Below are 23791 nucleotides of genomic sequence, written 5' to 3' on the forward strand. Positions count from 1 at the left end.
TTCAGTAGCGGTCGGAGAGGCGGCCCGGGCCGGACGCCTCGATCCTGCCGGGAAGCGGAGAGACGCCATAAGGCGCCATGATCCGCGCGAGCGTGCCGTCGTCCTTCATCGCGTTCAGGACCGCGGCGACCCGGTCGGCCAGCGCGGCGTCGCGCAGGGCCAGCGCCACGGGCGTCGGGTAGAGGCCGCGCAGGTCCTGGCGCACGCCGCCCTGCGCCACGCCGCGCTTCGCCACGGCGTCGATCGAGAACACGGCGAACACCTGGTGCGCGCGCAACGCCGCGAAGGCGATGCCGACATTCTGGAACGTCTTGATGTCCAGGCCGGGCTTTCCGGCCGCCCGCAGGGTCCGGTCGATATCGCGGGCATGGCGTTCCTCGATCCCGCCCATCTCGACGCCGATCGACCGGCCGGCCAGGTCGCCGACGCCGCGAACGGCGATGGGCGCGTCGTCCGCCACGCTGACGCTGATGGCCTGGATTTCATAAGGCACCATCTCCATCAGCGTCGCCCGCTGGCGGGTGTAGAACATGCCGGTATCGATGACGTCCCACCGCCGCTCCAGCAGGCCCAGCGTCAACTGGGCGAAGGACGTGGAGAGGAAGGCGGGTTCCAGGCAGAGCCTGCGCGCGATCTCCCGCCCCAGCACGATCCGCATGCCCGACAGCTTTCCGTCCACGCTCATATATTGCAGCGGCGGAAGGGTCGGATTCGTCGCCATCGTCAGGCGGCCCGGCGCGATAAGGTTGGGTACGATAAGGCCGGGCACCGCGGGACACGGGGCCGCGCAGCAGGGGGCCACGCGGCAGGGGGCGATCGCCGCCAGCAGCGGCACCGCCATCCAGGCGCGGGCACGGGCGGGTCGCGCCGCCTTCATGCCCCGGTGAAACGCAGAGTGAAACGCAAGTCGAGATCGCGCACGATCTCAAGCGCCTGCGCATCCTGTGCGGGCGGCAGCGGCAGGCGCGGCGGACGGGGCATCCCCACATCGAGCCCCATATGCTTCAGCAGCGCCTTCGTGCCCGCGACATAGCCGCCGCCGCCCACGAAGCGGATCAGCGGCACGTGGCGCCGATAGATCTCGCGCGCCGCGCCGATATCGCGAAAACCGTCGCACAGTTCGAAGATCCGGCTCATGGCGCCTGGCGCGACGTTCGAGGCCACGGCGACCCACCCCACGGCGCCCTCCACGAAGCTTTCGAAACCCATGATGCCGCCGAACACGGCCATCCGGTCGCCGCACAGGCGGATGATGTCCCGCACCCGCGTGACATCCATGGTGGATTCCTTGATCAGGCGGCAATTCTCGATCGCGCTCAGCCGCGCCACCAACTCGGGCAGCAGGTCCACGTTGGCGGTCGCCGGATTGTTATAGAGCATGATCGGCAGGCCGATCGCATCCGAAACGCGGCGGTAATGGACGAACAATTCGTCATCGGTCGGCGTCGAGTAGAAAGGCGGGATGATCATCACGCCGTCCGCGCCCAGCGCCTCGGCCTGGCGGCTGTAGCGGATGACGTCATCCGTATTCTCGGCGCCCGTTCCGATGAAAACCGGAACCCGCCCCGCGGCCTGCCCGATCACCGTTTCGGCCACCAGCGCGCGCTCGTCGTCGGTCAGGGACAGGAACTCGCCCGTCGAGCCCAGGGGGATCAGCCCGCGGATACCCTGCGCGATCTGCCAGTCGGTGAAGCGCCGCAGCGCCGGCACATCGACGCGCCCCTGCCCGTCGAAGGGCGTGATCATGACGGTGTACGTTCCTCGGAATTCCACGATATTTTCCTTTTTCTGGGCTGGCGGCGCGGCGGCCTAGAGTCGTATCCGTTCACACTGGTTCACGGATACGGCTCTAGATCATTGTTTTGGCGAGCATCTTTATCCGATCAGATGATTCCATCTGATCGGATGATGCTCTAGCCGTGGGCGTTCATGAAAGCGGCGATCAGGGGCTCGGCCGCGGCCTGCGGCCCGGCGCCGACGGCGCGGACCTGTCCCTCTTCCAGCAGCACGATGCGGTCGGACAGGGCGGCGACGGCGTCCATGCCGTGCGAGACCTGGATGATCGTCATGCCGCCACGCGCCAGGTCCCGCAGCAGGGCCGTCACCTCGGACACCAGGCGGGGATCGAGGGCCGACGTCGGCTCGTCCAGCAGCAGCAGGCGGGGCCGGGTCATAAGCGCGCGCGCGATCGCCACGCGCTGCTTCTGGCCGCCCGAAAGCCGCGACGGCAGGGTATCGGCCTTGTCCGCCAGGCCCAGCGTCCGCAGCAGCCGGCGCGCCGCCTCCCCGGCCTCGGCGCGGGAGCGCCCGGCGACGACGGTCGGCGCCAGCGTCAGGTTGCGCAGGACCGACATATGGTCGAACAGGCCGAATTGCTGGAACACGATCGCCGCATGGGCCCGCAGGGCGCGGCCGGCCGAAGCGGCGGTCATGTCGATCACCGCGCCATCCAGCGTCAGCGACCCGCCGACGACCGGCTGCAACCCGATCAGCGCCCGCAGCAGCGTGCTTTTCCCCGAACCGGACGGCCCGATCAGGCTGACGATCTCGCCCCGCCCGACCTGCAGCCCGACATCGCGCAGGATGTCGTGCGCGCCATGGCGAACCGTCACGCCCCGCAGGTCAAGATATGGCAAGGCGTTTCTCCAGCATGCGGCTGAGGCGGGTCAGCGGATAGGAAATGGCGAAATACAGGCCGAGCACGGCCAGAAAGACCTGCACCGTCGGCAGCCCGCGGTTCGAGAGGATAACCCCCGCCTGATTCAGTTCCAGGACGCCGACCTGCGACGCCAGGGCCGTATCCTTGATGAACAGCACCAGATAGCCGACGGCCGGCGGCACGATCACCGGCAACGCCCGCGGCACGATCACGTAGCGCCAGCGCGCCAGCAGGGGCAGGTTGAGCGTGACGGCGGCCTCGATCTGGTCGGCCGGAACGGAATTGACACCGCCATGAACGATCTCGGCGATATATCCCGCCGCGATCAGCCCGATGGCCCAGAGCGCCACGGTCGTTCCCGACACGTCCAGCCCGGCCATGCCCGTCAGGAAGAACACGATATACAGCGTCACGATGAACGGGACGCGCCGCACCACCTGCACATAGCCCGCGGCCAGCCAGCGCAGAGGGGCGAGAAGCCGTCCGCGCGCCATCCGCAGGCAGGCCAGCGCGACCCCGCCGGCCAGGCCGGCCACGCCGCCCGCGACGGACAGGACCAGCGTCATCCACAGGGCGCGCGACAGCAGCGCGACGTCGTAGTGGGAAAAGGCGATCATGCCGCGCCCTCGAACATCCTGCGCCCCAGCGCGAACGCCCCCGTCAGGGCGACGGACAGCAGGGCGTACAGCACCCCGGCCACCAGCATCACCTCGAGGATACGGAAGGTTGTCGCGCCGACGTCGTAGGCGCGGCCGGTCAGGTCCTCGACCCCGAAGATGGACGCCATCGAACTGCCCAGGATCATGATCTGGAAATGATTGGCCAACGCCGGCGCCATCGTCTGCAGCGCATGGGGAAAGAGGACGCGCAGATAGGCCTGCCGGCGCGTCAGCCCCAGCGCCGCCGCCGCGTCGTGATAGAGCGGCGGAACCCGCCCCAGCCCCGCAGCCAGGATATCGGCGAGATAGGCCGCCGCATTCAGCGCCATGCCGATGAAGACCGATGCGAACGGCGAGACCATGACCCCCAGCAGCGGCAGGCAGTAGAAGATCGCGAAGATCTGCGAAAGCTGCGGCGTATTGGTCATGATCGTGCTGTAGGCCATGCCGAGCCGCCGTCCCGCCCCCCGCCCTTCCGCGCGCAGGACCGCCAGGCCGGCGGCCAGGACCAGGCCGGCGGCGAAGGACGCGACGGACAGCAGGACGGTCGTCGCGGCGCCCCCCAGCAGGAACGGCAGGCGCTGCAGGACCGGCTGGAAATGCAGCGCCGTCATGGCGCCGTCTCCGCCGTTCCCGCCGTTCCCGCTGGGGCCGCCGGGGGCACGCCGAACCAGCGGCGATAGATGCGCCCGATCGTCCCGTCCCGCCTCATGGCGGCCAGCGTGGCGTCGACCTGGCGCAGCAGGTCCGCGTCGGACTGGGCCACCCCCACGCAATCCGCGCCGGCGGCGGGGGCGAATCCGCGCAGGATCGTCCAGTCGGCCTGGGGCTCGGCGGCCAGGAAGCGCCCGACATATTCGATGACGTCCACCATCGCGTCGCCCCGCCCCTGCGCCAGGGCACGCACCGCGTCCGGATAGCTGCCCAGCAGCAGGACCGGCGCCCGCGGCGCATGCGCGCGCAGGAACGCCACCGCCGTGGAGCCCCGGACCTCGACCATCCGGACACGGCCGGACACCAGATCGTCGAACCCGCGCACCCGCGCCGCCGCCGGCGCGACGATGGCGAACGTTTCGGCATAGAGCGGCGTGGAAAACGCGATGGCGGCCGCGCGCTCGGGCGTGCGGGTCAGGCCGCCCAGCACCACGTCCACCTTGCCGGCCATCAGATAGGGGATCCGCCCGCTCGACGAAACCGGGACGAAACGCGGCGCCACCCCCAGGCGCGCCGCGAGTGCGGTCCCGACATCGACGTCGAATCCTTCGAGCGCATTACGGGAATCGTAGTCCGCCAGCGGCGGAAGCGCCGGATTGACGCCGATATTCAGATGGCCGCCGGCGCGGATGTCGGCAAGCGCGCGCGCCCGGGCCGCCGGGCCGGCGAACACGGCCGGGGCCGACAGGACGGTCGCGGCCAGGACCATGCAAATCGCGCGCCGTTTCAAGTCTCGGGCTTTCCTCATCTTGGATATTGCGATCCCCGCGGCACTGCTCTAATGAACATATACGCTCTGTATACGATCAAAAACCCTTTCAAGGAAGAGTTTCTTGCCCGAACCGATCCCGTGCGAAAACGAAGGCCGTTCCGTCCGCTTCGTCTTCGAAGGCCGCGCGATGCAGGGGGCCGAGGGCGAGCCTCTTGCCGCCGTGCTGCGACGTGCGGGAATCGTGGCCCTGGGCACATCCCCGCGCGACGGCGCGCCGCGCGGCGCCTTCTGCTTCATGGGCAGTTGCCAGGAATGCCGCGTGCTGATCGACGGCATCCTGTCCTATGCCTGCAGCGCCCCGGTGCGGCCGGACATGACGGTCACGCCCTATGTCGCGTCCTGAGCGCGGCAGGGTGGACGTGGGCGTGGGCGTGGTCGTGGTCGGCGGCGGCGTGGCCGGCGCGACCGCGGCCCTGGCCATCAGCCGCCACGGCCTGCCCGTCACCCTGATCGACGAGCAGCCGCAGGCCGGGGGGCAGATCTATCGCGCGCCGACGCCGTACGCGCGGCGGCATGTGCCGCCCAATCACGAATTTTCCGGCGGCGACCGCCTGCGCGCCCTGCTGGCGGCCTCCAGCGTCCGGACACGCTTTTCCACCCGCGTCTGGGGCGCCTGGGGCGCGTCTCCCGGAATGGAACTGGACCTGCTCGGCCCGGACGGGATCGACCGGATCGGCGCCCGGGCCCTGGTCGTGGCGAATGGCGCGACGGAACGCTTCCTGCCCTTCCCGGGCTGGACCGACCCGCGCGTCATCGGGCTGGCGGGCGCCAGCATCCTGATGCGCAACGGCGGGACGCTGCCCGGCCGGCGCGTCGTCGTCGCGGGCGCCGGGCCGCTGCTTTTTTCCGTCGCCCATCAGGTGATGGAACTGGGCGGCCGGGTCGTGGCCGTCATCGATTCGGGGCGGCGCGGCGACTGGCTGCGGCTGGCCGCCACCCTGGCATGGGACCCGGCACGCCTGCGCCTGGCCGCGCAATGGATGACCCGCCTGCGCCTGGCCGGAATCCCGATCCACCATCAGGCCCGCATCGCCGCCATCCATCCGGCGGAAGACGGATTGTCCATCACGATTGCGGGCACGATTGCGGGCACGGTCGCGGGGACCGCGCGGCAGGGACCGGCGGTCCGCCACTACGGCGCGGATGCCGTGGCCTGCGGTCACGGGCTGAAGCCCGCAACCCTGCTGACCCGCACCCTGGGCGCGCGGCACCGCTTCGATGCGGCCGGCGGCTATTGGGAGCCGGAAACGGACCCGTCCGGCCGCACCAGCCGGACGGGCCTCTACGCGACCGGAGACGCCGCGGGCATTCGCGGGGCGGCGGTCGCCCGGCTGCGGGGCCTGATCACCGGCCACGCCGTCGCGCTGGACCAGGGGGCCATCGCCGAGCGGGATTTCGCGTCCCTGACGCGGCGGCCGCGCATGCTGCTGCGCCGGCAGGAGCATGTGTCGCGCAGGATGCTGCCGCTTCTCAACGCCTCCGCATCGCTGTCCCGCGACATCGCGGACGACGCCATCGTCTGCCGCTGCGAGCGCGTGGAGGCGGCGGCGCTGCGTGCGGCCGTGGCCGCGGGCGCGCGCGACCTCAACCAGCTCAAGGCCTGGACCCGCTGCGGCATGGGCCCGTGCCAGGGCCGCATGTGCGAGGACGGCGCGCGTGGCCTGCTGGCCGCGTCGTGCGGCCTGCCGCCCGAAGAGGCCGGCAGCTTTACGCCCAGGATGCCCTTCTTTCCCCTGCCCCTCGCGGCGCTGACCGGCACGTTCGCCTATTCGGACATACCGCTGCCGAAGGCTGCCCCGCTGTGACCGCGCTTCAGGACTGGCCCGACGGCTCCGTGGACGTCGCGGTCATCGGCGGCGGCGTCATGGGCGCGACCACCGCGCTGTTCCTGGCGCGCGGGGGCATGCGCGTCGCCCTTCTGGACCGGCAGGACCTGTTCCGGGCCGCGTCCGGCGTCAATGCCGGCACGCTGACCCTGCATATGACGCGCGCGCAACTGATCCCCCATGCCATGCGCGGCCGCGAAATGTGGCTGGCCAGCCGGGACTGGCTGGGGGCGGATGTCGGCGCGCTGGCCGCCCCGGGCCTGTCCCTGGCCTTCACGGAAGCCGAGGAGGATTTACTGCGCGCCCGCGCGCGGATCCGGCGGCAGGCGGGCGCGCCGATCGACATCGTCCCACCGTCTCGCGCCGCGGCGATCGAACCCGGCCTCAACCCCTCGGTCCGGGCCGCGGCCTATTGCGCGCTGGACGGGCACATCCCCGCCTACCGCGTCGGGCGGGCCTATGCGCAGGCGCTGGCCCAGGCGGGCGTGATGCTGTTCGCGCACCGCGCGGTCGAGGCGATCGTCCCGGACGGCGCGGCCGGCGGATATGCCGTCCGCTGCGCGGGACATGCGCGCCCGCTGGCTGCCCGGCGCATCGTGCTGGCGGGCGGCGTGTGGCTGGAGAAGATGCTGGGCTGGTTCGGCCACGCCATCCCCATCCGGTGCCTGGTCAACCAGCTCGCCGTGACCGAAACGATGCCGCGCGTCATGGGCAGCGTCGTCAGCATCGCCAACGGCCTGCTGTCGCTCAAGCAATTCGCGAACGGCAGCGTCCTGATCGGCGGCGGATGGCAGGGCGAGGGCAATATCCATGAAGGCGGCACCCGCGTCATTCCCGAGAACCTGCGCGGCAATCTGCGCCTGGCGCAGCATGTCGTTCCGCGCCTGGCCCAGGCGCAGATCCTGCGGGTGTGGCTCGGCCTCGAATCCGAAACGCCCGATGCCATGCCGCTGATCGGCGCCCTGACCGCCCGCGACGACGCGTTCGTGATCGGATGCGTCCATTCCGGCTTCACCAGCGGCCCGTATATGGGCCGCCTGCTGGCCGAACGCATCCTTGGCGGCGCGCCCGACCTGGGCGCATTCGATCCCCGCCGGTTTTCCCCCTCGCCCAGCCTTCCGGAACACACGCCATGATCCCTGCTTCCGCGACCCCCTTCCGGGGCGTCTACGCCGCGACGCTGCTTCCCCTGCGCGAGGACGGGACCATCGACGCGCCCGGCCTGGCCCGGCACCTGAAGGACTGCACGTCCACGCCGGACATCGTGGGAATCCTCTGCAACGGTCATGCCGGAGAGAACCACCTGCTGGACCGCGAAGAGAAACGTCTCGTCGTCGAGACCGCCCGGCGCGCGATCGGCGCGGAGAAGATCATCGTCTCGGGGGTGCTGTCCGAGGACGTCGCCGAAGCCTGCCGGCATGCCCGGGACGCGGTCGCGGCGGGGGCGGACGCCCTTCTGGTCTTTCCTCCCTTCTCCTGGGCCGTCTCGCAGGATGCCGAGGCGATCGTCGCCCATCACCGCGCCATCTGCGCGTCCGTGGACGCGCCGGTCATGCTCTACCAGTCCTCGGTCGGCAGCGGCGGCATGGCCTATTCCCTGCCCATCCTGGAACAATTGCTGCGGCTGCCCCGGATCGTGGCGGTCAAGGAAGGAAGCTGGGAGACCAACGCCTATGACCGCCACCGCACGCTGGCGGCGCGCGTGGCGCCCCATGTCGAGGTCATGGCCTCGGGCGACGAGCATCTGCTGCCCTGCTTCGCAATCGGGACGACCGGCAGCCTCGTCAGCCTCGCGGCCATCCTGCCCGGCAGCATCGGCAGATTATGGGCCGCCGTCCAGGCCGGGGACCTCGGCACCGCCCGCCGGATTCATGCCGCCATCCAGCCCCTGGCGAACCTGATTTACGGCCGCCCGCCCGCCGGCCGGGCCACGCTGCGCCTGAAGGCCTGCCTGGTCATGCAGAAGAAATGGTCCTCCTGCCGCACGAAGAAGGCCGCGGATATCCTGTCCGAACAGGAATGGCGGGAATTGTCGCAGGCACTAGAATGCGCGCTGGCAATGGAACTGGAATGTGACTGACAGCATGGTAGCCGAACGCGAACTCAATCTGGCCGAGCTGGCCTACGGGCAGATACGGCGCATGATCCTGGAACGGGAACTGCCCGGCGGCATGTCGGTCGTCGAGGGGCGGCTGGCCGACCATCTCGAGATTTCCCGCACCCCGGTCCGCGAAGCCCTGATGCGCCTGGCCGCCGAGGGGCTTCTGACCAAGCAGGGATCACGCTCGTTCGCCGTCCGCCGCGTCTCGGCCGCCGAGTTCTTCCAGAGCATGCATATCCGCGAGGTCCTGGAAAGCGAGGCGATCCACCTGGCCTTCGGGAAGATCGACCGCAGCCGTATCGTCGATCTGCGCGGCAAGGTCATCGCCCTGGGGGAATGCCCCGACCAGACGGCCGCGCATTGGCAACTGGACGACCAGATCCATCTGATGTTCGCCCGCGCCTCGGGCAACATCGTCCTGACCAAGACCATAGACGAGCTGCGGACGCTGACGCGCCTGTGCGAGGTCACCTATCCGCTGGGGCGCGTACCGGCCTCGACCGTCGAGCATCTGGCCATCCTCGACATGCTGCTGGAAGGCGACGCCGAAGCCACCCGGACCGCCATGCTGACCCATCTGCGCAATGTCGCGACGGACTGCATGGACATTCTTCGCGGCGGCTAGAGCATCATCCGACCGGATGGGCGCATCCGGTCGGATAAAGATGCTCGCCCAAAACAATAAGCTAGAGCCATATCCGTGAACCGGTGTGAACGGATATGGCTCTAGTGTCCTGATCCTGATCCAGTGTCCTGCCCCGATTTCCCAATGCCAGGAGCGTTCTCATGACTTTCGACGTGGTCATCCGCAACGGCACCATCGTGACGGCCGGCGATGTCTTCACCGCCGATATCGGCATCACCGGCGAGAGGATCAGCACGATCGGGCAAGGCCTGTCCGGGCGCCAGGTCATTGACGCCACCGGTCTGCTGGTCATGCCCGGCGGCATCGACGGCCATTGCCATATCGAGCAGGAAGAGGCCGACGGTACCGTTCACGAGGACGATTTCGCCTCCGCCAGCGCGTCCGCCCTGCTGGGCGGGACGACAAGCGCGGTGTGTTTCGCTTCGCATGTGCCCGGACGCGGCATGGTCGAGCAATTCGAGGCCTACCGCCGGCGCGGAGGCCGTTCGCGCGTCGATTTCGCCATCCACCAGATCGTCACCCGCACCGACGCCGACACGATCGAACAGGATATTCCCGAAATCGCCCGCCAGGGCGCCGCGGGGCTGAAGGTCTTCATGACCTATGACGATTTCCACCTCACGGACGGACAGTTCCTGCGCGTTCTCGACGCGGCGAAGGCCGGCGGCCTGATCGTTTCGGTACATTGCGAGAATTACGACGCGATCCGTCACATGATCGACGCCCACCTTGCCGCCGGACGGACCGACGCCCATGCCCATGCCACCTCCCGTCCACCCGGACTGGAGCGCGAGGCAACCTATCGCGCCATGGCCCTGGGCGAACTGGTGGACCATCCCATCCAGATCTTTCACGTCTCCTGCCCCGAGGTCGCGGAGGAGATTGCGCGCGCGCGCCACCGCGGCGTCAAGGTTTCCGCCGAAACCTGCCCGCATTACCTTGCGCTGACGGAAAACGATCTGAAGCGGGACGGATTCGAAGGATCGAAATATATCTGCAGCCCGCCGCTCCGGACGCAGGCCGATCAGGACGGCATGTGGAAATATCTGCGCGAGGGCGTGATCGGCATCGTCTCGTCCGACCATTGCGGCTACACGTTCGAAGGCTCGCACGGCAAGGCGCGCCATGGCCGCGACGCGGATTTTTCCCTGATCCCGAATGGAATGCCGGGGCTTGGAACACGTATGCCGGTTCTGTTCCACGCCGGTGTCAACAGCGGCCGAATCAGCTTGACCGATTTCGTACGGCTGACCGCGACGGCGCCTGCCCGGCGCTACGGCCTCTATCCCCGCAAGGGCACGATCGCCCCGGGCAGCGATGCGGACCTGGTGCTGTGGGACCCGGCACGACAGGTCAGGATCACCAATGATTTGTTCCAGGGCAATATCGACTATACGCCCTATGAAGGTCTCCATGTCACGGGCTGGCCCGTCATGGTCATGGCGCGCGGCGCAGTCGCGGTACAGCACGGGCAATTGCTCCGCGCGCCAACCGCAGGCCGTTTTCTGCGCCCGGAACACCCGACGGCGCATCCTGCCGACGATTGACGCAATAAAACGAGATCCCTCTTTCTTGTTGATACCATCTGATCATAATGGAGGATTGTTTCGATAAAAAACGGGAACATTATTGTTTTTGATATCGATGGCACGTTGACGGACAGCGTAAGCGCACATCAGTTTGCATTCGAATCCGCTTTGCAGAACTTCCAGTTTCCTGATCTTCGAACCGAATGGAGCAGCTATAGGCACCATTCCGATAGTGCGTGAGCCTGTGGCCGCCGCCGAGAACGCAAGCGCCGGCCGCGCGAGATGGTCGCATGCCTCCAGCGCGGCGACGTCCGTCATAAGGTGCGTCAGGATATCAAAGGCCTCCTGATGCGCCTCCCATTGCTGGAGAGCGAGCCCGTCCGACCCGAGCCGTTCGAAGATGGCCTGGATTCGGTCCGCATGATCGGGGCGGTTGGACAGGCTGGTGATCCAGGCCCGGATGCACCAGAGCACGGTCCGTTCCAGCTCGGGCAGATCGGCCTTGCGGGCAGTTGTGCCGGATCCCGTCATGACGGCACGCCGCACCGGGCATCCCCCGCCCATCTGACACCCCTATTGTCCGAAACCGGCCAGGCGACCGTCAGACCGGCCGGATCGGCACCGCGCAGACGCATGAGGCGCAAGGCCGGGGCCGGCAGCGGCGGCGCCGACAGCCAGTGTCCGCACCCCGCAAGACTGCTCGCCAGCGTCGTGACGGCTTGCGCCAGGACCGTGCGCACGCGCGGATGAGGGGCAAGCTTGCACAGAAAATTATCCACCAGCCCGTCCTCTTCATCCTGCGCCGCGCCCGTCGCCTGCAGCAGGCGACGCTCATGGCGCGTGGTTTCGACTGCGCCAGGCTGCGCCACGACCAGCCCCGCGCCCTGCCATTCCAGCATTGCCGCATGAGCGCTGCGGAAGCGCGCGCCGATCACTGCCAGCTCGCGCTCCCAGACGGTGATTTTCCACTCCGACAGGGGGCAGGTCCGCGACCCATGGAAAGCATGCCGGACCGCACCGACGGTTTTGGCGGCAGCCTCGTTGGCGAACGGATTATATGCGAGCGTGATGGTCATCGGCCTGCTCCTTTGCGGGTGCCTTGCTTCTCGACCTCAATATTAAGAATGACTCTCAATTGCAATAAGGAACATGATCATGGCCTCGTGATGATGCGGGAGGTCGATGATCGCCGGTTCCTGCAGCGCCCTGTCCCATACCGAGGTGGTTGATGACCTAATCTGTTTCGTGCTCCCGGCCGCGTATGGCGAACTGCAAATCCGCGCTGCTCACGACGACGACGACCACCACCTTTGGTGGATCGTGCATTGGTCGTATGCGGTAGATATCGCCATCACCAAAACAGGGCCCCGCCGGAAACGGACGGGACTTTTTTTGTGATTCCCCGTTTGTCTCCGGCCTTAAGAATTATTGCGGGCGATTACATATCTGGCATCTGCAAGAAGATGCGCCCGTAATGGTCTTTTGGCACGAACGCGGTTATGTACTCTACCGCGTTCTGGAGGACTATATTCGTCGGAAAATGCGTCGTTTAGGATATAAAGAAGTCTAAAGTTGCCTTTCTAAAGCTGCCATACTCACACGCAACCACGCAGCAAAATGGATGGCGAATGGATATTTCAGATGGCACTTTATTTGTCCGCATTTAACCGCATGCGCGCGTGCTGGAGCAGCCCAAGATCTTTTCATCATCATGCGATGATGATTTTGCGGTGCTGTGAAATGCTCCGATCGCCTTCACCACACCATAAAGGAGCAGTGCGATGCCCAGAACTTCAAACGGCTCCGGCCATCTTAAATGGACCAGCAAGCCGAAGCAGGTAGCGAACACCATCTCGGTTGTCAGTAGTTGGCCCGCAAGCGCCATGGGTAGCCGCTGTGAAGCAACGGTCCAAGCCCAAGCGCCTCCGATTGATGCAATAACTGCCAACATGAACGCAGGTAGATATAGATGAGCAATTGCCACTGAGCCGAAGCCAAGATTTGGAGCATTGAAGAGGCCGAGACCATGGCCGATTGGCAGGAAGAGCAGGGTTTCAATGCTCCCACCAATCATCATCATTGCCGTCCAAACCCACGCATTCATACTTGGTCGCTTGCTCAATGCTCGTTGATTGGCGATGCCAAACCATGTCCATAGTGCGACCGCTCCTATAGCGGAGCACGTTCCTATGACGTGCGACGCATTCCACTCACCGTTGAATTGGATCAGACTACTTGCGTTGACGAGCAACAGGCCTATTACAGCCAGCGTGAGGGGAAGCCGCAACGCGGTCCATGAAATGCTTGAACTATAGGCATTCCCGGCGATAGCGAGGACTATCGGGACCAGCCCCAGGAACGCTGGTGGAATGATCGGTCCAGCATACACTGCCGCAACCATCACCGTAATGAAATAGCCGACATATCCGATAAAACCTAAACCGGCCGTTGCGATCCAGTCTCCTTTTGTCAGCCCGCGACACAGGTCACGATGCAGAAAAAGAACTATAGCACCTATCATTCCAGAGAATACGAATCGCGTAGCTGCCAAATCTCCAAGCGAGTAATCTCCGATAAAAAATGGTGCGACGAAGTTGAGCGACCAAGTGAAAGCTGCCGCTACAGCGGCTATCACTCCAACCTTTAAGTACTTATTCATTTTTTTCCTTCGGCCGAGTTCACCATGCTATGGAGGAGCTGAACACCAGGCGGCAATTCATAGTGCGGCATATCCGTATGAAGGGAAGATAGAACGAGGTATAGGCGTTGCTATTGGGATCTGCCTTCGATTGGACGTCGAAGATGTAGCCGAAGTTACTCGCCCGCACGACGCCGATTCGTTTGTAGTAGAACGCTTCGTCCGAGCCGATCAGTTCATCCCAGGACGCGTCCGGCATAGTGAGATATGCAGGCTGGATTGTCGCGACATTTTCGGCCGAGCTTGGGGGCGCTGGCGTGTACGTATAGCAATGCGCGCGCAGCCACCCCGGATGAAAACGGCTCTGATGGTGCGCGGCCGAATCGGACTTGTCGGCCTCGTCCCACGTAACCAGCAGCGCACCGCTTCCATCGATTGCGATTTCCAACGGCCGGATAGATTCCGGTATCGAGAGCGGTCGGACAATACGTTCCCGGGCTCTGACATGCCGGGAGGAAGGATGGGGGCAATTTTCTCGCAACCATCCGTAGTGGAAGCGGCTGACGTGGCCATCCTCCCAGGTGATGACGACTTCGCTATCGTCAGCCGTCGCCTCAACGATCCGATGCCGATTGCCATAGAGGCGAAGGTCGCTCATGTCGGCCGGCTCGATGGTCGCCGGACAGGAGAGCCTCTCATTGATAGCTTGAATGCCGGTGCAATTCGATTTCGTCACGCTTTGATTGAGCATGATCATCTCCTCGTATGGTTGCATCGGGAAGCTGCTTCGCGATCTTCACTTAGGTTGAAATCAGATCGTATTCGTGATCTTTTTCCAGCTATTGTGAATTCCAGGAACAAGTGGAGATGCACATGGACCACCACTCCGACATGGCAATCTATGTGAAGGTGGTCGCGACCGGCGGCTTCTCCGCTGCCGCACGAGATCTCAAGATGACTCACTCCGCGATCAGCAAGAGAGTAAAGCGCCTGGAAGAGCGTTTAAAAACGCAGCTCATAATAAGAACGACACGCGGCATGACTCTTACTGAGGCTGGGGAGCAATATTTTCATGAGGCAAAGCGAATAATCGAAAATATAGAAAGCCTTGAGGATGCTGTTGTTAATTCGTCCGGTACGCCGCGGGGGCAACTCCGCGTCTCGGTTTCGAACGCATTTGGAAGACAGCAAATCGTTCCGGCGGTCGTTGACTTTATGAAACTCTATCCTGACGTAGCTGTCGATTTGACGCTCACGGACAGAGTTGTTCTCCCGCCTATCGGTTTTTTGAGACACCAGATAAGCGCGTGAGGAATGCGCGAGGGTGTCAGAATGACGAACGAGTTGAAGAACGACGCGAAACGACCGGGGCATGGCGGACGCATGTCACGCCGCCGCAAGAAGGAGGCCGTGCTTCGTCTGCTGCGCGGTGAGGACATGGAGATGGTCTCGCGCGAACTGGGCGTGACGGCCGCAACCCTGAGCGGATGGCAGAGCGCCTTCCTTTCCGGGGGCGAGGCCAGTCTTGCGACACGTCAGACTGACGGTGAAACGCTGGAGAGCGATCGCCTCAAGGCAAAGCTCGGCGAGGTCATGATCGAGCGTGAACTGCTGCGTGAAAAGATCGCGGCCATGGAGGCTGGCCGCCCTTTGGCCCGTCGGAGGCTGCGGCCATGAGTGCGGCGGTCTCCCCCTCTTCCGGTCGCCCCTATGGACTGGCGGCGGTCTGCCGGGTCTGGAACATCAGCCGGGCGACACTCTACCGCCGCCGGACGCCCATGGAGGTGAGACCAGCCTTGCGGCGGCGCGGCCCGACAGGCCCCATGCCGGACGCCGAACTGGTCGGGCGCATCCGTGCGATCATCACGGCCAGCCCGTTTCATGGCGAAGGGCACCGCAAGGTCTGGGCAAGACTGCGGGTCGCGGGCGTACGCACGTCCCGTCGCCGGACGCTGCGCCTGATGCGTGAAAACGATCTGCTCGCCCCCTCGCGGACCGGCGCGCCGAAGGGACCGCGCAACCATGACGGCACCATCATCCCGGATGCCCTCGACATCATGTGGGGCACCGACATGACGTCGACATGGACGCAGGAAGGACAGGCCGCCGTCTTCATTGCCATCGATCATCACAGCGGCGAATGCGCCGGCATTCATGCCGCCCGGCGCGGCACCCGCTTCGAGGCCCTGGAGCCCATACGCCAGGGCGTGCGCCGCTGTTTTGGCGCATTCGCCGAAAAAGTAGCAACTGGACTTTCCCTGCGCCACGATCACGGCAGCCAGTATATGTCCGATGATTTCCAGAACGAAATTCGCTTCCTGGGCATCGAAAGCTCGCCGGCATTCGTCCGCGCCCCCGAGGGCAATGGCTGCGCCGAACGCTTCATCCGGACACTCAAGGAGAACCTGCTCTGGGTCCGGAACTTCGAGAACGTCGAGGATCTCCGACAGGCCCTGCTGGAATTCCGCGATCTATACAATGAAACATGGCTCCTTGAACGGCACGGGTTCATGTCACCGAACGCCGTGCGCGCCAAAGCTCTTTCCACCGCGGCTCTCGCCGCTTAGGCTCCAACCAGATGTCTCAAAAACCGAGGCCGGTACATTGTCGACCTAAAGGAGGAACGTGTCGACGTCGCTATCAGAAGCGGCGTTTTGAACGATTCCGGCCTGATCGCCAGAAAATTGGCGTCAAATGACCGCATCATCTGTGCGTCTCCTGCATATCTCATGCAGTATGCTCGCCCGGCGCAGCCACAGGATCTGGCGAACCATGTGTGCCTGAAGTTGAATTTTCCTAGTAAGTTCGACGAATGGGAGTTTCGCGGAACGAAGAATAGAAAAATGAAACCGGGTGGTTCGTTCGTATGTAACAGCGTCGAAGCTTTGCATATGGCATGTCTCGCCGGGATTGGGATTGCCAGGCTGCCCGAATTTCTGCTTGGAGCGGATCTCTCCAGTGGGCGGTTGATCTCGTTGCTGGACGATGTGAGGCTTCCAACAGGGTCGAACATCTATGCCGTTAGACCAGCCGGAACTATCGTACCGGCAAAGTCCAGAGCATTTATTGATTTCTTGGTTGCACGCTTCATGCCGAGGCCCCCGTGGTATGTTGGCGAGGGGTGAAGCGCTGCGACCACAGATAACTTTAACATCTTTGACAGGATCAGAAATGTCAGCCCAGCGGCCCGGCACCCGGTTGCGTGCCGGAAGAATGCGGCCTTTACCTTGTAGCATTGCCGACCATAGCGCCTGGAGCTGCCGATCGGTCGATTTTGCTGGTCGGCTATCAAAGTCCGGGTCACGCCGGCGGGCAGCATTATACATCCTGCCTGTTAATTTCTACTGAGAATTAGACTGGGCTTTTCATCGAGAACTGACCCGGCCTTTGGTTATCTCCCCCGGAGGGTATTATGCACATTGGATCATCTGTGTGGCGTGTTTGAACATGTATCCGACGAGTGCGATGACGTGGAAGGCAGCGAGCGTGGTTGCGTATCTTTCGTCGTCCTTGACCAGTCTGCGGCACGCGTTGGTGGCGTCGGGAATGCTGATCCGCAGTTGCGCGGCGAACAGCTGGATGATGCCCATGCTGGCGAATTCGGAAGTGCCTATGCAGAAGCTGCCCAAGGCCAGCGCCAGCAGGGTCAAGTTACAGTTGCGGCGCGCAGCCGGGGTCGCGCGCCATCCCTGTTGCTTATGATGTGATTCAGGCGCCGCCGGGCAGCGGTGCGAGCGGATTGACCAGACCGGCCTTGCGCAATTCGCGCCAGAAATCCTCGGGCACCTGTTCCGCCAGCGCTGCGGTGTCCTCGGCGATGCGGCCCGGGCGGCTGGCGCCGGGGATCACCGCCGCCACTGCCGGATTGGCCAGCGCGAATTGCAGTCCGGCGGCCTTCATGCTGATGCCATGGACATCGGCCAGCGCCTTGATCGCCGCCACCTTGGCCAGGATTTCGGGCGTGGCCGGCGCATATTCGAAGTTGGGGCCGCCCACCAGCGCGCCCGAGCTGTAGGGGCCGCCCGCCACGATCCCCAGACCGCGCTCTGCCACCATCGGCATCAGCCGTTGCAGCGCGCGATCATGGTCGAGCAGCGTGTAGCGCCCTGCCAGCAGGAAACCGTCGGGGCGTGGCTCGTCGAGCTCCAGCAGCAGTTCGATGGGCTCCACGCGGTTGACGCCCAGGCCCCAGCCCTTGATGACGCCCTCGTCGCGCAGCCGGTCGAGCACCTTGAAGGCGCCTTTGCGCGCGCTTTCGAACATGCCGAGCCAGGCATCGCCATAGAAATCCTGCGCGACGTCATGGACCCAGACGATGTCGATATGATCGGTGCGCAGGCGCTTCAGACTGTCCTCGATCGAGCGCAGCGTGGCGTCTTCTGAATAGTCGTTGACGATGCGGTTAGGGCGCCCGTAGCGGAAGACATCGCCCTTCTCGCCCAGATCGCGCGCACTGACATCCTCGATCTCGTCGAGGATCAGACGGCCCACCTTGGTGCTGATGACATAATCGCCGCGCGGCTTGTCGGCCAGCGCCTCGCCCATGCGGATTTCGGCCAGGCCGGCGCCATAGAAGGGGGCGTTGTCGAAATAGCGGATGCCGTTGTTCCACGCCGCTTCCACCGTGGCTTGCGCTTCGGCCTCGGGAATGTCGCGGAACATGTTGCCGAGGGGCGCGGCGCCGAAACCGAGCTTGCTCGGCAGAATATCCTTGAGAGCCATGGGTGTTGTCCTTTCTTCAGGCCACGAGCAGCGGAGTGAGGGCTACAGCCACGCGATCGGCCAGATCGCCGACGCGTGAGAGATAATGCTGGAAATGCGGCGTTGCGCGATGGGCGTCATTGGCCTTCGCATCGACATAAAGTTCGTCCAGCACGAAGCGGGCCGGGTCATTCTGGTCGATCCACAGGTCGTAGCGCAGATTGCCGCTTTCGGCCCGACTGAGGGTGATGAGCCCTTCGAGCAGGGCGCGCAGCTCAGCCGCCTTGCCCTCGCGGGCGCTAAGAATCGCCACGACTTTGACGTGACTGGACATGATGCCTGCTCCTTTGTCCTGCGGATTATCGCCGGGGCGCTGTCGTAGCGCCCCGCCGGTCATTCTGGTGGTCATGCGGTGGCCAGATGCCGGTTGAGCGCTGCCACGAAGCGAGCGGCAATCTGATGGTCAGAAGCCGGGTTCTGTCCGGTGATCAGCTCGCGGTCCTCGACCACATGGGGTGCGAAATCGGTGCTGTTGGTGATCACCTCGCCGCCTGCTGCCTCAAGCGCCGAGGGCATGTCGAAATGCATCTTGGCATGCAGGATATGGTCCTCGACCACCTTCTCCTCGCTCGCCGAAAAGACGGTCATGCGGTAACCGGCATAGGGCCAGCCCTTGGCGAGGTCCCGTGCCTTCGCCTTGTCCCCGACGATCAGTGAGGCACGGAAGGCCGGGGCCTGGTCCATGGCGGCGGTGATGGCGATCGGGCCGTGGCAGAGCAGGGCTGTGGGCTTGGCTTGCCCATGGGCATGGCGCAGAATCGTGCCCAAGTCGGCGTCCTGCATCAGATCGACCACCGGGGCTTGACCGCCCGGCACGAAGATCCCGGCGTAACTCTCCAGCCCTTCCTCGATCACCGAGCGAAGGCTGCGCACCGCGTTCATCGCGGGATGTTCGGCCCAGAAGGCTTTGGCCGCGGCATAGGCAACCTCGTCACCCCCGAAATGCTGGGAGGAATCGGAGGCCGGATCGATGTGCGGCTTGGTGCCCTGCGGTGTGGCCAGTACGATCTCATAGCCCGCAGCCAGAATGGCCATGGCGGGCACCACGGTTTCATTGAGATACTGGCCGGTGTTGCCCCAGCCGCCCTGGACTTCGATCCGCGTGGCGTTGGACCCGACGACGAGAACTTTACCCTTGGTCATGTCAGCCTCCGATGCTGCGTGTCATTGTTGACGCAGCCAGAATGCTCGCTTCCAACACATTCAAGAACTTTATTTCTGTTATTTCAGATATCATCATGGCATTATAAGTGATGCGCTATGACTTGAACTTGCTACCGATCTTCGTCGCTCTCTTCGAGGAAAAGAGCGTCACCCGCGCCGCCGAAAGGCTGGGCATGACTCAACCGGCGATCTCCAACGCGCTCGCCCGGCTGCGCGCCATGCTGCAGGACCCGCTGTTTATCCGCGAGCGCTATGGCATCCAGCCCACGCCGATCGCGCTGGAACTGGCCCCGGTGATCGCCGAGGCGCTGGCAAGGCTGGACGATGCCGTGTTGGGCCAGCAGGAGTTCGACCCCGCCACCGCTGAGCGGCATTTCACCATCGCCCCCAACGGCTATGCCGAATTCGTGCTGGTGCCCGCGATCGTGGCGCGTTTGCAGAGCATCGCCCCGGGCATCCGTTTGCGGCTGACACCCTATGGCAGCGATCTGGCCGAGACCGGCGTCACCTCGGGCACCACGGCGATGGTGCTGGGGCGCATCACCGATCCGCCCGACAATCTGGTGGTGCAGCATCTGATGGATGAGGGGCTGGCCTGCGTTGTGCGTACCGGCCACCCAGGCATTGGCGAGACCATGTCGCGGGCCCAGTTCGAGGCACTGCGTCATGTCAATGTTGTGCCGCCGGGACGCCTGCGCGCAGGGCTGTTTCAGGCCCTGGCGCAGCAGCAACTGAAGCGCGACGTGGCATTGTCTGTCACCAATTTCTTTGCCGTGGCCGAAATGGTGGCCGTCACCGATTACTGCGCCACACTGCCCGCGTTGATCTGCCGCAGGCTGGCACATGATCCAAGGCTGCGGGTGTTGCCCGCGCCGGTCGATCTGGGCAGCTTTCCGGTCGAGATGGCTTGGCATGTGCGTTATCGCCATGATCCGGCCCATCGTTGGCTGCGCGCCACCGTCGCGGGGATCATCGCTGAGATCCAGGCCGGGGCGCGCAAGACCGACGTTTGAAGCCATGGTGGGAAAGCCGGCCGGGCGCCGGGCCCGGCCTGTGCCCTTTACTTCTTCGCCGCGTAATTTGCCCTAACCGGTCTCCGCCAATCCCGGGGCGGTTCAGCCCATCCACTGCCATTAGACCCAAGCCTCGCAAAAGTACATGACACCCGCCAGAAGATCTAAAATAAAATATTCCCTTTATCGATATATAAGTTGTCAAATTGTCGTCGCGGGACATGGCGCGCCTACAGGCGGTCCGGGGTGCCGGAGGCGTCCGGCACGGCAGTCACCCGGGCCGTGCGGGCGGCGGCGCGGCGGCGCATGTCCCACATGACGCCGCCGGAGAGCGAGAAGAAGAACAGGGCGGCGCCGGCGAAGCCGACGGCGGTGCGCCACAGGCCGGCGATGACGGCGGGGCCGGCCAGTTTGGCCTCGTGCAGCGTGTGCAGCCACATGAAGGTCAGTTCGCCCGTGCGCTGTCGACCAGGATCGCGGATGAAGCGCACCGTGTCGGCATCGGCATCATAGCGCACGGTGGCCGGGCGGTTGGGGCCGTAGACGGGCAGGATGATGGTGAAGGATTGCTCGGCCGGGCGGGCGCCCAGGCGGGCCGAGGTCAGTATTGCGTCGGGCATCTGGGCCCGCACGGCGGCCATGGCGGTGTCCAGCCCCTGCTCGCCGGGGGCGGCGGGCGTGTGGCCGGCATGGTGCGTGCGGGTGTGGGCCGGACGGTCGCCGCCCTGGACGCCGAAGAGCGGGCGGGCGAAGGGGAAGGCCAGGACCGTGCCGCTGAGGGCCAGGAACAGCATCATCCCCAACGTCCAGAAGCCCAGGCTGAGATGGGCTTCGCGCCACAGGCGATACCCCCTGGCCCGGGGGGAGACGGTGATCGTGCGGCGCCATTTGCCCGATGCCCACAAGGCCGGATGCGGCCACCATAGGATCAGCCCGGTAATGGCCATCACGCTCAGCAGCACGCCCATCACGCCGGTCGCCTGCTGGCCGTAGGGCAGCAGCAGCAGGTCGGCGTGCAGATCGTGCAGCACGCGCAGGATATGCGGCACGATGCGGGTGCGCAGGATTGCGGCGCGGGTCGGGTCGACCATCACCTCGAATTCAGGGTGGCGCTCGCCGGCCGGACCGAAGGCGACGACCGCGCTGTCACCCGGCCAGCGTGGCGGGTCGAAGCGCAGGGGCAGCGTGCCGGCGGGGGACGCGGTGCGGGCGGCGGCGATCATGGCCTCGGCGCCGACACCCGCCGGCGCGGTCGTCGCCCCGGGGGCCGGAACGGCGGGACGGCCTGCCAGCAACAGCGGCAGGACCACCAGCAGGAACCCGGTCAGACCCTGCAACGCGAACGGCAGGATCAGGGCCAGCCCGATCCAGCGATGAATTTTCCGAAGCATGCACCACCATGATAATGCGAATCATTCGCATATAATCGGACAGGCAAGATTCACGCAAGATGTGCGGGTTGATTACAGGCTGTCGGATCGGGCGCAACAGTAACAATCGGTATCGGCAGTATATGCGGCAATCAGCGGTGCTGAGCCTGCCGGCATCCATTCGGGTATGACGTCGGCGCGCCCATGGCGGTGGACGCGGGTAAAGCCCATGACGGGCTTGATGGCAGCATGGCCTTCATGTCCACTCTGTGGGAGTCCAAGGAACTGGTATTTATGAATTATATTGCAGCTTGGAGTGAATATGGGAATCGGTGCTTGCGAGCTCCCGCAGAATGCTCGTCAAATAAATCCATGCAGGGTCATCCATTGTTCGGCCATTCCGGGCCATTCCACTGTATCGGTTCCTGGTTTTCCGAGGCCAAAGCCATGGCCTCCGGTAGGAAACAGGTGACGCACGACCTCCACACCGTTCCGTTCGCACGCGCCTTGAAGAATTGCGGTATTCACCGGGTTTGAAACGGGATCGTCCGCCGCCTGGACCAGGAAAAACGGGGCCAGCCCGGATGAATGTGCGTCTGCACGGACCGGCGCGCGCTTTCGGCGGGGCTTGGATGATCGCCGATCAGAATGCGTCGCGTGGATGTATCCTGATACGGTGGCTCAAGCGTCACGATAGGATAGGTCAGCAGCGTCAGATCGGAATGCCCCGACATCCGATCCAACGGCCCTCTCCAGCCCGCCCGCGATCCATGATCCCATTCGATCACGTTATGGCGCGCTGACGCCATATCTGGAGGGGACGTGATTGACTATAATCAATAATCCTCGTTAGCGTCCGATTGTCGGTGCCCTCCCGACCGGGCGGCGCCGTCTCAACGCTGTGGGAACCATGCGCAGACATGGGCCACGAGGAGACAACATCGTGAAGAAGCATTCGGCGGTGATCGCGGCGCTGGCGGCGGCGGGGATATCCTGCGCGGCCCCGGCACATGGCCGTGCGGAAACGTTCCAGATCGGCTTCGTGCCCAAGGTGATCGGCATTCCCTATTTCAGCGCCATGCAGCAGGGATTCCTCAAGGGGGGCCGCGCGTTCGACGCCAGGATCGTCTATCAGGGGCCGACGACCTCGTCGGTCGCGGCGCAGGCGCAGATCGTCCAGAGCCTGATCAACCGCAAGCTGGACGCGGTGGCCGTCGCCGCCAACAGCCCGACCGCCCTTCAGGCCCAGGCCATCCACGCCCGGGAACGCGGCGTCACCTTCGCCTCGACCGACAGCCAGGTGGACGGCGACGCCGTGTCGCTGCGGGTCATGCAGGCCACGGACGAAGCCATCGCCCACACCCTGGTCGACCAGCTCGCCGCGCAGATCGAGGGTGGAGGACAGATTGCGTTCGTGTCCGGAGGGCCGACCGCGACCAACCTGAATCTATGGATCTCCCTGATGAAATCCTACCTGGCTGCCAAATATCCCAAGCTCGAGCTGGTCAGCGTCCAGTATGCCGGCGAGGATATCAGCAAGGCGACCGAGATCACGTCACAGATCCTGTCGGCCTATCCGGGGCTGAAGGGGATCATCGGCGTCAACACCACCGCGACGCCGGGCGCGGCGCAGGCGGTGCTGCAGGCCGGCCTCTCCGGAAAAGTCGCCGTGACCGGCATCGACGACCCGAACACGATCCGGACCTACGTGCTGAACGGCACCGTCAAGAGTGCGGTCCTGTGGAATCCGGTCGACCTCGGATACCTGACGGTCTGGGGCCTGACGCAGCTTCTGCAGCACAAGGCGCTGCATCCGCAGAACGCCGTGCCCGGGCTGGGCACCATCGCGTATGACGCGACGACGAAGACTCTGCTGCTGGGCCAGCCGATGATCTTCACCAAAGAGAATATTTCCCTGGATTTCTGAGGTGCGTCATGA

General features: G+C 64.8%; 26 protein-coding genes and 1 pseudogene. 12 read left to right on the forward strand and 15 right to left on the reverse strand.

The window, feature by feature from the left end:
• Position 1: 1 nt before the first annotated feature.
• The 6 genes from QN315_RS05125 to QN315_RS05150 form a co-directional block, all read right to left on the reverse strand.
• Complete coding sequence (locus QN315_RS05125) at positions 2 to 877, reverse strand: transporter substrate-binding domain-containing protein (protein ID WP_323991831.1); 876 nt, start codon at positions 875 to 877, stop codon at positions 2 to 4.
• Positions 874 to 1773, reverse strand: coding sequence for a dihydrodipicolinate synthase family protein (locus QN315_RS05130; protein WP_323991833.1), 900 nt, complete (start codon positions 1771 to 1773; stop codon positions 874 to 876). Before QN315_RS05130 ends, QN315_RS05125 begins: the two co-directional genes overlap by 4 nt.
• Positions 1774 to 1913: 140 nt before the next feature.
• Positions 1914 to 2636 carry an ATP-binding cassette domain-containing protein gene (locus QN315_RS05135; protein WP_323991835.1) on the reverse strand — a complete coding sequence of 241 codons (723 nt, stop codon included), beginning with the start codon at positions 2634 to 2636 and terminating at the stop codon, positions 1914 to 1916.
• Positions 2623 to 3276, reverse strand: coding sequence for an amino acid ABC transporter permease (locus QN315_RS05140; RefSeq protein ID WP_323991837.1), 654 nt, complete (start codon positions 3274 to 3276; stop codon positions 2623 to 2625). Before QN315_RS05140 ends, QN315_RS05135 begins: the two co-directional genes overlap by 14 nt.
• The gene (locus QN315_RS05145; protein ID WP_323991839.1) at positions 3273 to 3932 is read right to left on the reverse strand and encodes an amino acid ABC transporter permease; all 660 of its coding nucleotides are present in this window, start codon (positions 3930 to 3932) and stop codon (positions 3273 to 3275) included. Before QN315_RS05145 ends, QN315_RS05140 begins: the two co-directional genes overlap by 4 nt.
• Entirely contained in the window at positions 3929 to 4762 is an 834-nt protein-coding gene (locus QN315_RS05150) for a transporter substrate-binding domain-containing protein (protein WP_323991841.1), read from the reverse strand. The genes QN315_RS05145 and QN315_RS05150 overlap by 4 nt, the downstream gene beginning before the upstream one ends.
• Positions 4763 to 4865: 103 nt before the next feature.
• Here QN315_RS05150 and QN315_RS05155 point away from each other — a divergent pair, with 103 nt between their 5' ends.
• The 6 genes from QN315_RS05155 (at position 4866) to hydA (ending at position 10924) form a co-directional block, all read left to right on the forward strand.
• Positions 4866 to 5147 (forward strand): (2Fe-2S)-binding protein, encoded by a 282-nt coding sequence (locus QN315_RS05155; RefSeq protein WP_323991844.1) that lies wholly within the window; start codon positions 4866 to 4868, stop codon positions 5145 to 5147.
• Positions 5134 to 6609, forward strand: a complete 1476-nt coding sequence (locus QN315_RS05160) for an FAD/NAD(P)-binding oxidoreductase (RefSeq protein ID WP_323991847.1) — start codon at positions 5134 to 5136, stop codon at positions 6607 to 6609. Before QN315_RS05155 ends, QN315_RS05160 begins: the two co-directional genes overlap by 14 nt.
• Positions 6606 to 7766 carry an FAD-dependent oxidoreductase gene (locus QN315_RS05165; protein WP_323991849.1) on the forward strand — a complete coding sequence of 387 codons (1161 nt, stop codon included), beginning with the start codon at positions 6606 to 6608 and terminating at the stop codon, positions 7764 to 7766. The genes QN315_RS05160 and QN315_RS05165 overlap by 4 nt, the downstream gene beginning before the upstream one ends.
• Complete coding sequence (locus QN315_RS05170) at positions 7763 to 8710, forward strand: dihydrodipicolinate synthase family protein (RefSeq protein ID WP_323991851.1); 948 nt, start codon at positions 7763 to 7765, stop codon at positions 8708 to 8710. Before QN315_RS05165 ends, QN315_RS05170 begins: the two co-directional genes overlap by 4 nt.
• The gene (locus QN315_RS05175; RefSeq protein ID WP_317135270.1) at positions 8703 to 9356 is read left to right on the forward strand and encodes a GntR family transcriptional regulator; all 654 of its coding nucleotides are present in this window, start codon (positions 8703 to 8705) and stop codon (positions 9354 to 9356) included. The genes QN315_RS05170 and QN315_RS05175 overlap by 8 nt, the downstream gene beginning before the upstream one ends.
• Before the next feature lie 161 nt (positions 9357 to 9517).
• Complete coding sequence (gene hydA / locus QN315_RS05180; protein ID WP_323991853.1) at positions 9518 to 10924, forward strand: dihydropyrimidinase; 1407 nt, start codon at positions 9518 to 9520, stop codon at positions 10922 to 10924.
• Between the two features lie 42 nt (positions 10925 to 10966).
• On the opposite strand, the gene QN315_RS05185 is transcribed toward hydA, so the two are convergent.
• Together QN315_RS05185 and QN315_RS05190 are read right to left on the reverse strand one after the other, a co-directional pair.
• Positions 10967 to 11437 (reverse strand): hypothetical protein, encoded by a 471-nt coding sequence (locus QN315_RS05185; RefSeq protein WP_323991855.1) that lies wholly within the window; start codon positions 11435 to 11437, stop codon positions 10967 to 10969.
• The gene (locus QN315_RS05190; RefSeq protein WP_323991857.1) at positions 11434 to 11982 is read right to left on the reverse strand and encodes a hypothetical protein; all 549 of its coding nucleotides are present in this window, start codon (positions 11980 to 11982) and stop codon (positions 11434 to 11436) included. Before QN315_RS05190 ends, QN315_RS05185 begins: the two co-directional genes overlap by 4 nt.
• A gap of 106 nt (positions 11983 to 12088) precedes the next feature.
• On the opposite strand from QN315_RS05190, the gene QN315_RS05195 reads away from it, so the two are divergent.
• Complete coding sequence (locus tag QN315_RS05195) at positions 12089 to 12304, forward strand: hypothetical protein (RefSeq protein ID WP_323991858.1); 216 nt, start codon at positions 12089 to 12091, stop codon at positions 12302 to 12304.
• Positions 12305 to 12569: 265 nt separating this feature from the next.
• Here the strand turns inward: QN315_RS05195 and QN315_RS05200 are convergent, their stop codons facing one another.
• Both QN315_RS05200 and QN315_RS05205 read right to left on the reverse strand, forming a co-directional pair.
• Positions 12570 to 13565: a DMT family transporter gene (locus tag QN315_RS05200; RefSeq protein ID WP_323991860.1), complete on the reverse strand. Its 996-nt coding sequence runs from the start codon at positions 13563 to 13565 to the stop codon at positions 12570 to 12572.
• 19 nt (positions 13566 to 13584) lie between these two features.
• Positions 13585 to 14295 carry a gamma-butyrobetaine hydroxylase-like domain-containing protein gene (locus QN315_RS05205; RefSeq protein ID WP_323991862.1) on the reverse strand — a complete coding sequence of 237 codons (711 nt, stop codon included), beginning with the start codon at positions 14293 to 14295 and terminating at the stop codon, positions 13585 to 13587.
• Between the two features lie 122 nt (positions 14296 to 14417).
• On the opposite strand from QN315_RS05205, the gene QN315_RS05210 reads away from it, so the two are divergent.
• The 3 genes and pseudogenes from QN315_RS05210 (at position 14418) to QN315_RS05220 (ending at position 16669) form a co-directional block, all read left to right on the forward strand.
• Positions 14418 to 14855, forward strand: a complete 438-nt coding sequence (locus QN315_RS05210) for a LysR family transcriptional regulator (protein WP_323991865.1) — start codon at positions 14418 to 14420, stop codon at positions 14853 to 14855.
• 21 nt (positions 14856 to 14876) lie between these two features.
• A pseudogene (locus QN315_RS05215) lies at positions 14877 to 16111 on the forward strand (IS3 family transposase).
• Between the two features lie 36 nt (positions 16112 to 16147).
• Complete coding sequence (locus QN315_RS05220; protein ID WP_408904616.1) at positions 16148 to 16669, forward strand: substrate binding domain-containing protein; 522 nt, start codon at positions 16148 to 16150, stop codon at positions 16667 to 16669.
• A gap of 285 nt (positions 16670 to 16954) precedes the next feature.
• Here QN315_RS05220 and QN315_RS05225 read toward each other — a convergent pair whose 3' ends face one another.
• From QN315_RS05225 to QN315_RS05240, 4 genes are all read right to left on the reverse strand, one after another.
• A complete protein-coding gene (locus tag QN315_RS05225; protein ID WP_323991869.1) occupies positions 16955 to 17194 on the reverse strand; it encodes a hypothetical protein in 240 nt (79 codons plus the stop codon).
• 58 nt (positions 17195 to 17252) lie between these two features.
• Entirely contained in the window at positions 17253 to 18266 is a 1014-nt protein-coding gene (locus QN315_RS05230; protein WP_323991871.1) for an aldo/keto reductase, read from the reverse strand.
• A 16-nt stretch (positions 18267 to 18282) separates the two neighbouring features.
• On the reverse strand, positions 18283 to 18579 hold the full coding sequence (locus tag QN315_RS05235) for a putative quinol monooxygenase (RefSeq protein WP_323991873.1): 297 nt from the start codon (positions 18577 to 18579) through the stop codon (positions 18283 to 18285).
• 71 nt (positions 18580 to 18650) lie between these two features.
• Positions 18651 to 19448, reverse strand: coding sequence for a type 1 glutamine amidotransferase domain-containing protein (locus QN315_RS05240; protein ID WP_323991875.1), 798 nt, complete (start codon positions 19446 to 19448; stop codon positions 18651 to 18653).
• 122 nt (positions 19449 to 19570) lie between these two features.
• Between QN315_RS05240 and QN315_RS05245 the strand changes: the two genes are divergently transcribed.
• On the forward strand, positions 19571 to 20482 hold the full coding sequence (locus QN315_RS05245) for a LysR family transcriptional regulator (protein ID WP_323991877.1): 912 nt from the start codon (positions 19571 to 19573) through the stop codon (positions 20480 to 20482).
• Positions 20483 to 20712: 230 nt separating this feature from the next.
• Here the strand turns inward: QN315_RS05245 and QN315_RS05250 are convergent, their stop codons facing one another.
• A complete protein-coding gene (locus tag QN315_RS05250) occupies positions 20713 to 21873 on the reverse strand; it encodes a PepSY-associated TM helix domain-containing protein (protein ID WP_323991878.1) in 1161 nt (386 codons plus the stop codon).
• Positions 21874 to 22795: 922 nt separating this feature from the next.
• Here QN315_RS05250 and QN315_RS05255 point away from each other — a divergent pair.
• Positions 22796 to 23779 carry an autoinducer 2 ABC transporter substrate-binding protein gene (locus QN315_RS05255; protein ID WP_176640538.1) on the forward strand — a complete coding sequence of 328 codons (984 nt, stop codon included), beginning with the start codon at positions 22796 to 22798 and terminating at the stop codon, positions 23777 to 23779.
• Positions 23780 to 23791: the final 12 nt, after the last annotated feature.

Source organism: Nguyenibacter sp. L1 (genome assembly GCF_035199985.1).
GTDB lineage: Bacteria > Pseudomonadota > Alphaproteobacteria > Acetobacterales > Acetobacteraceae > Gluconacetobacter > Gluconacetobacter vanlangensis.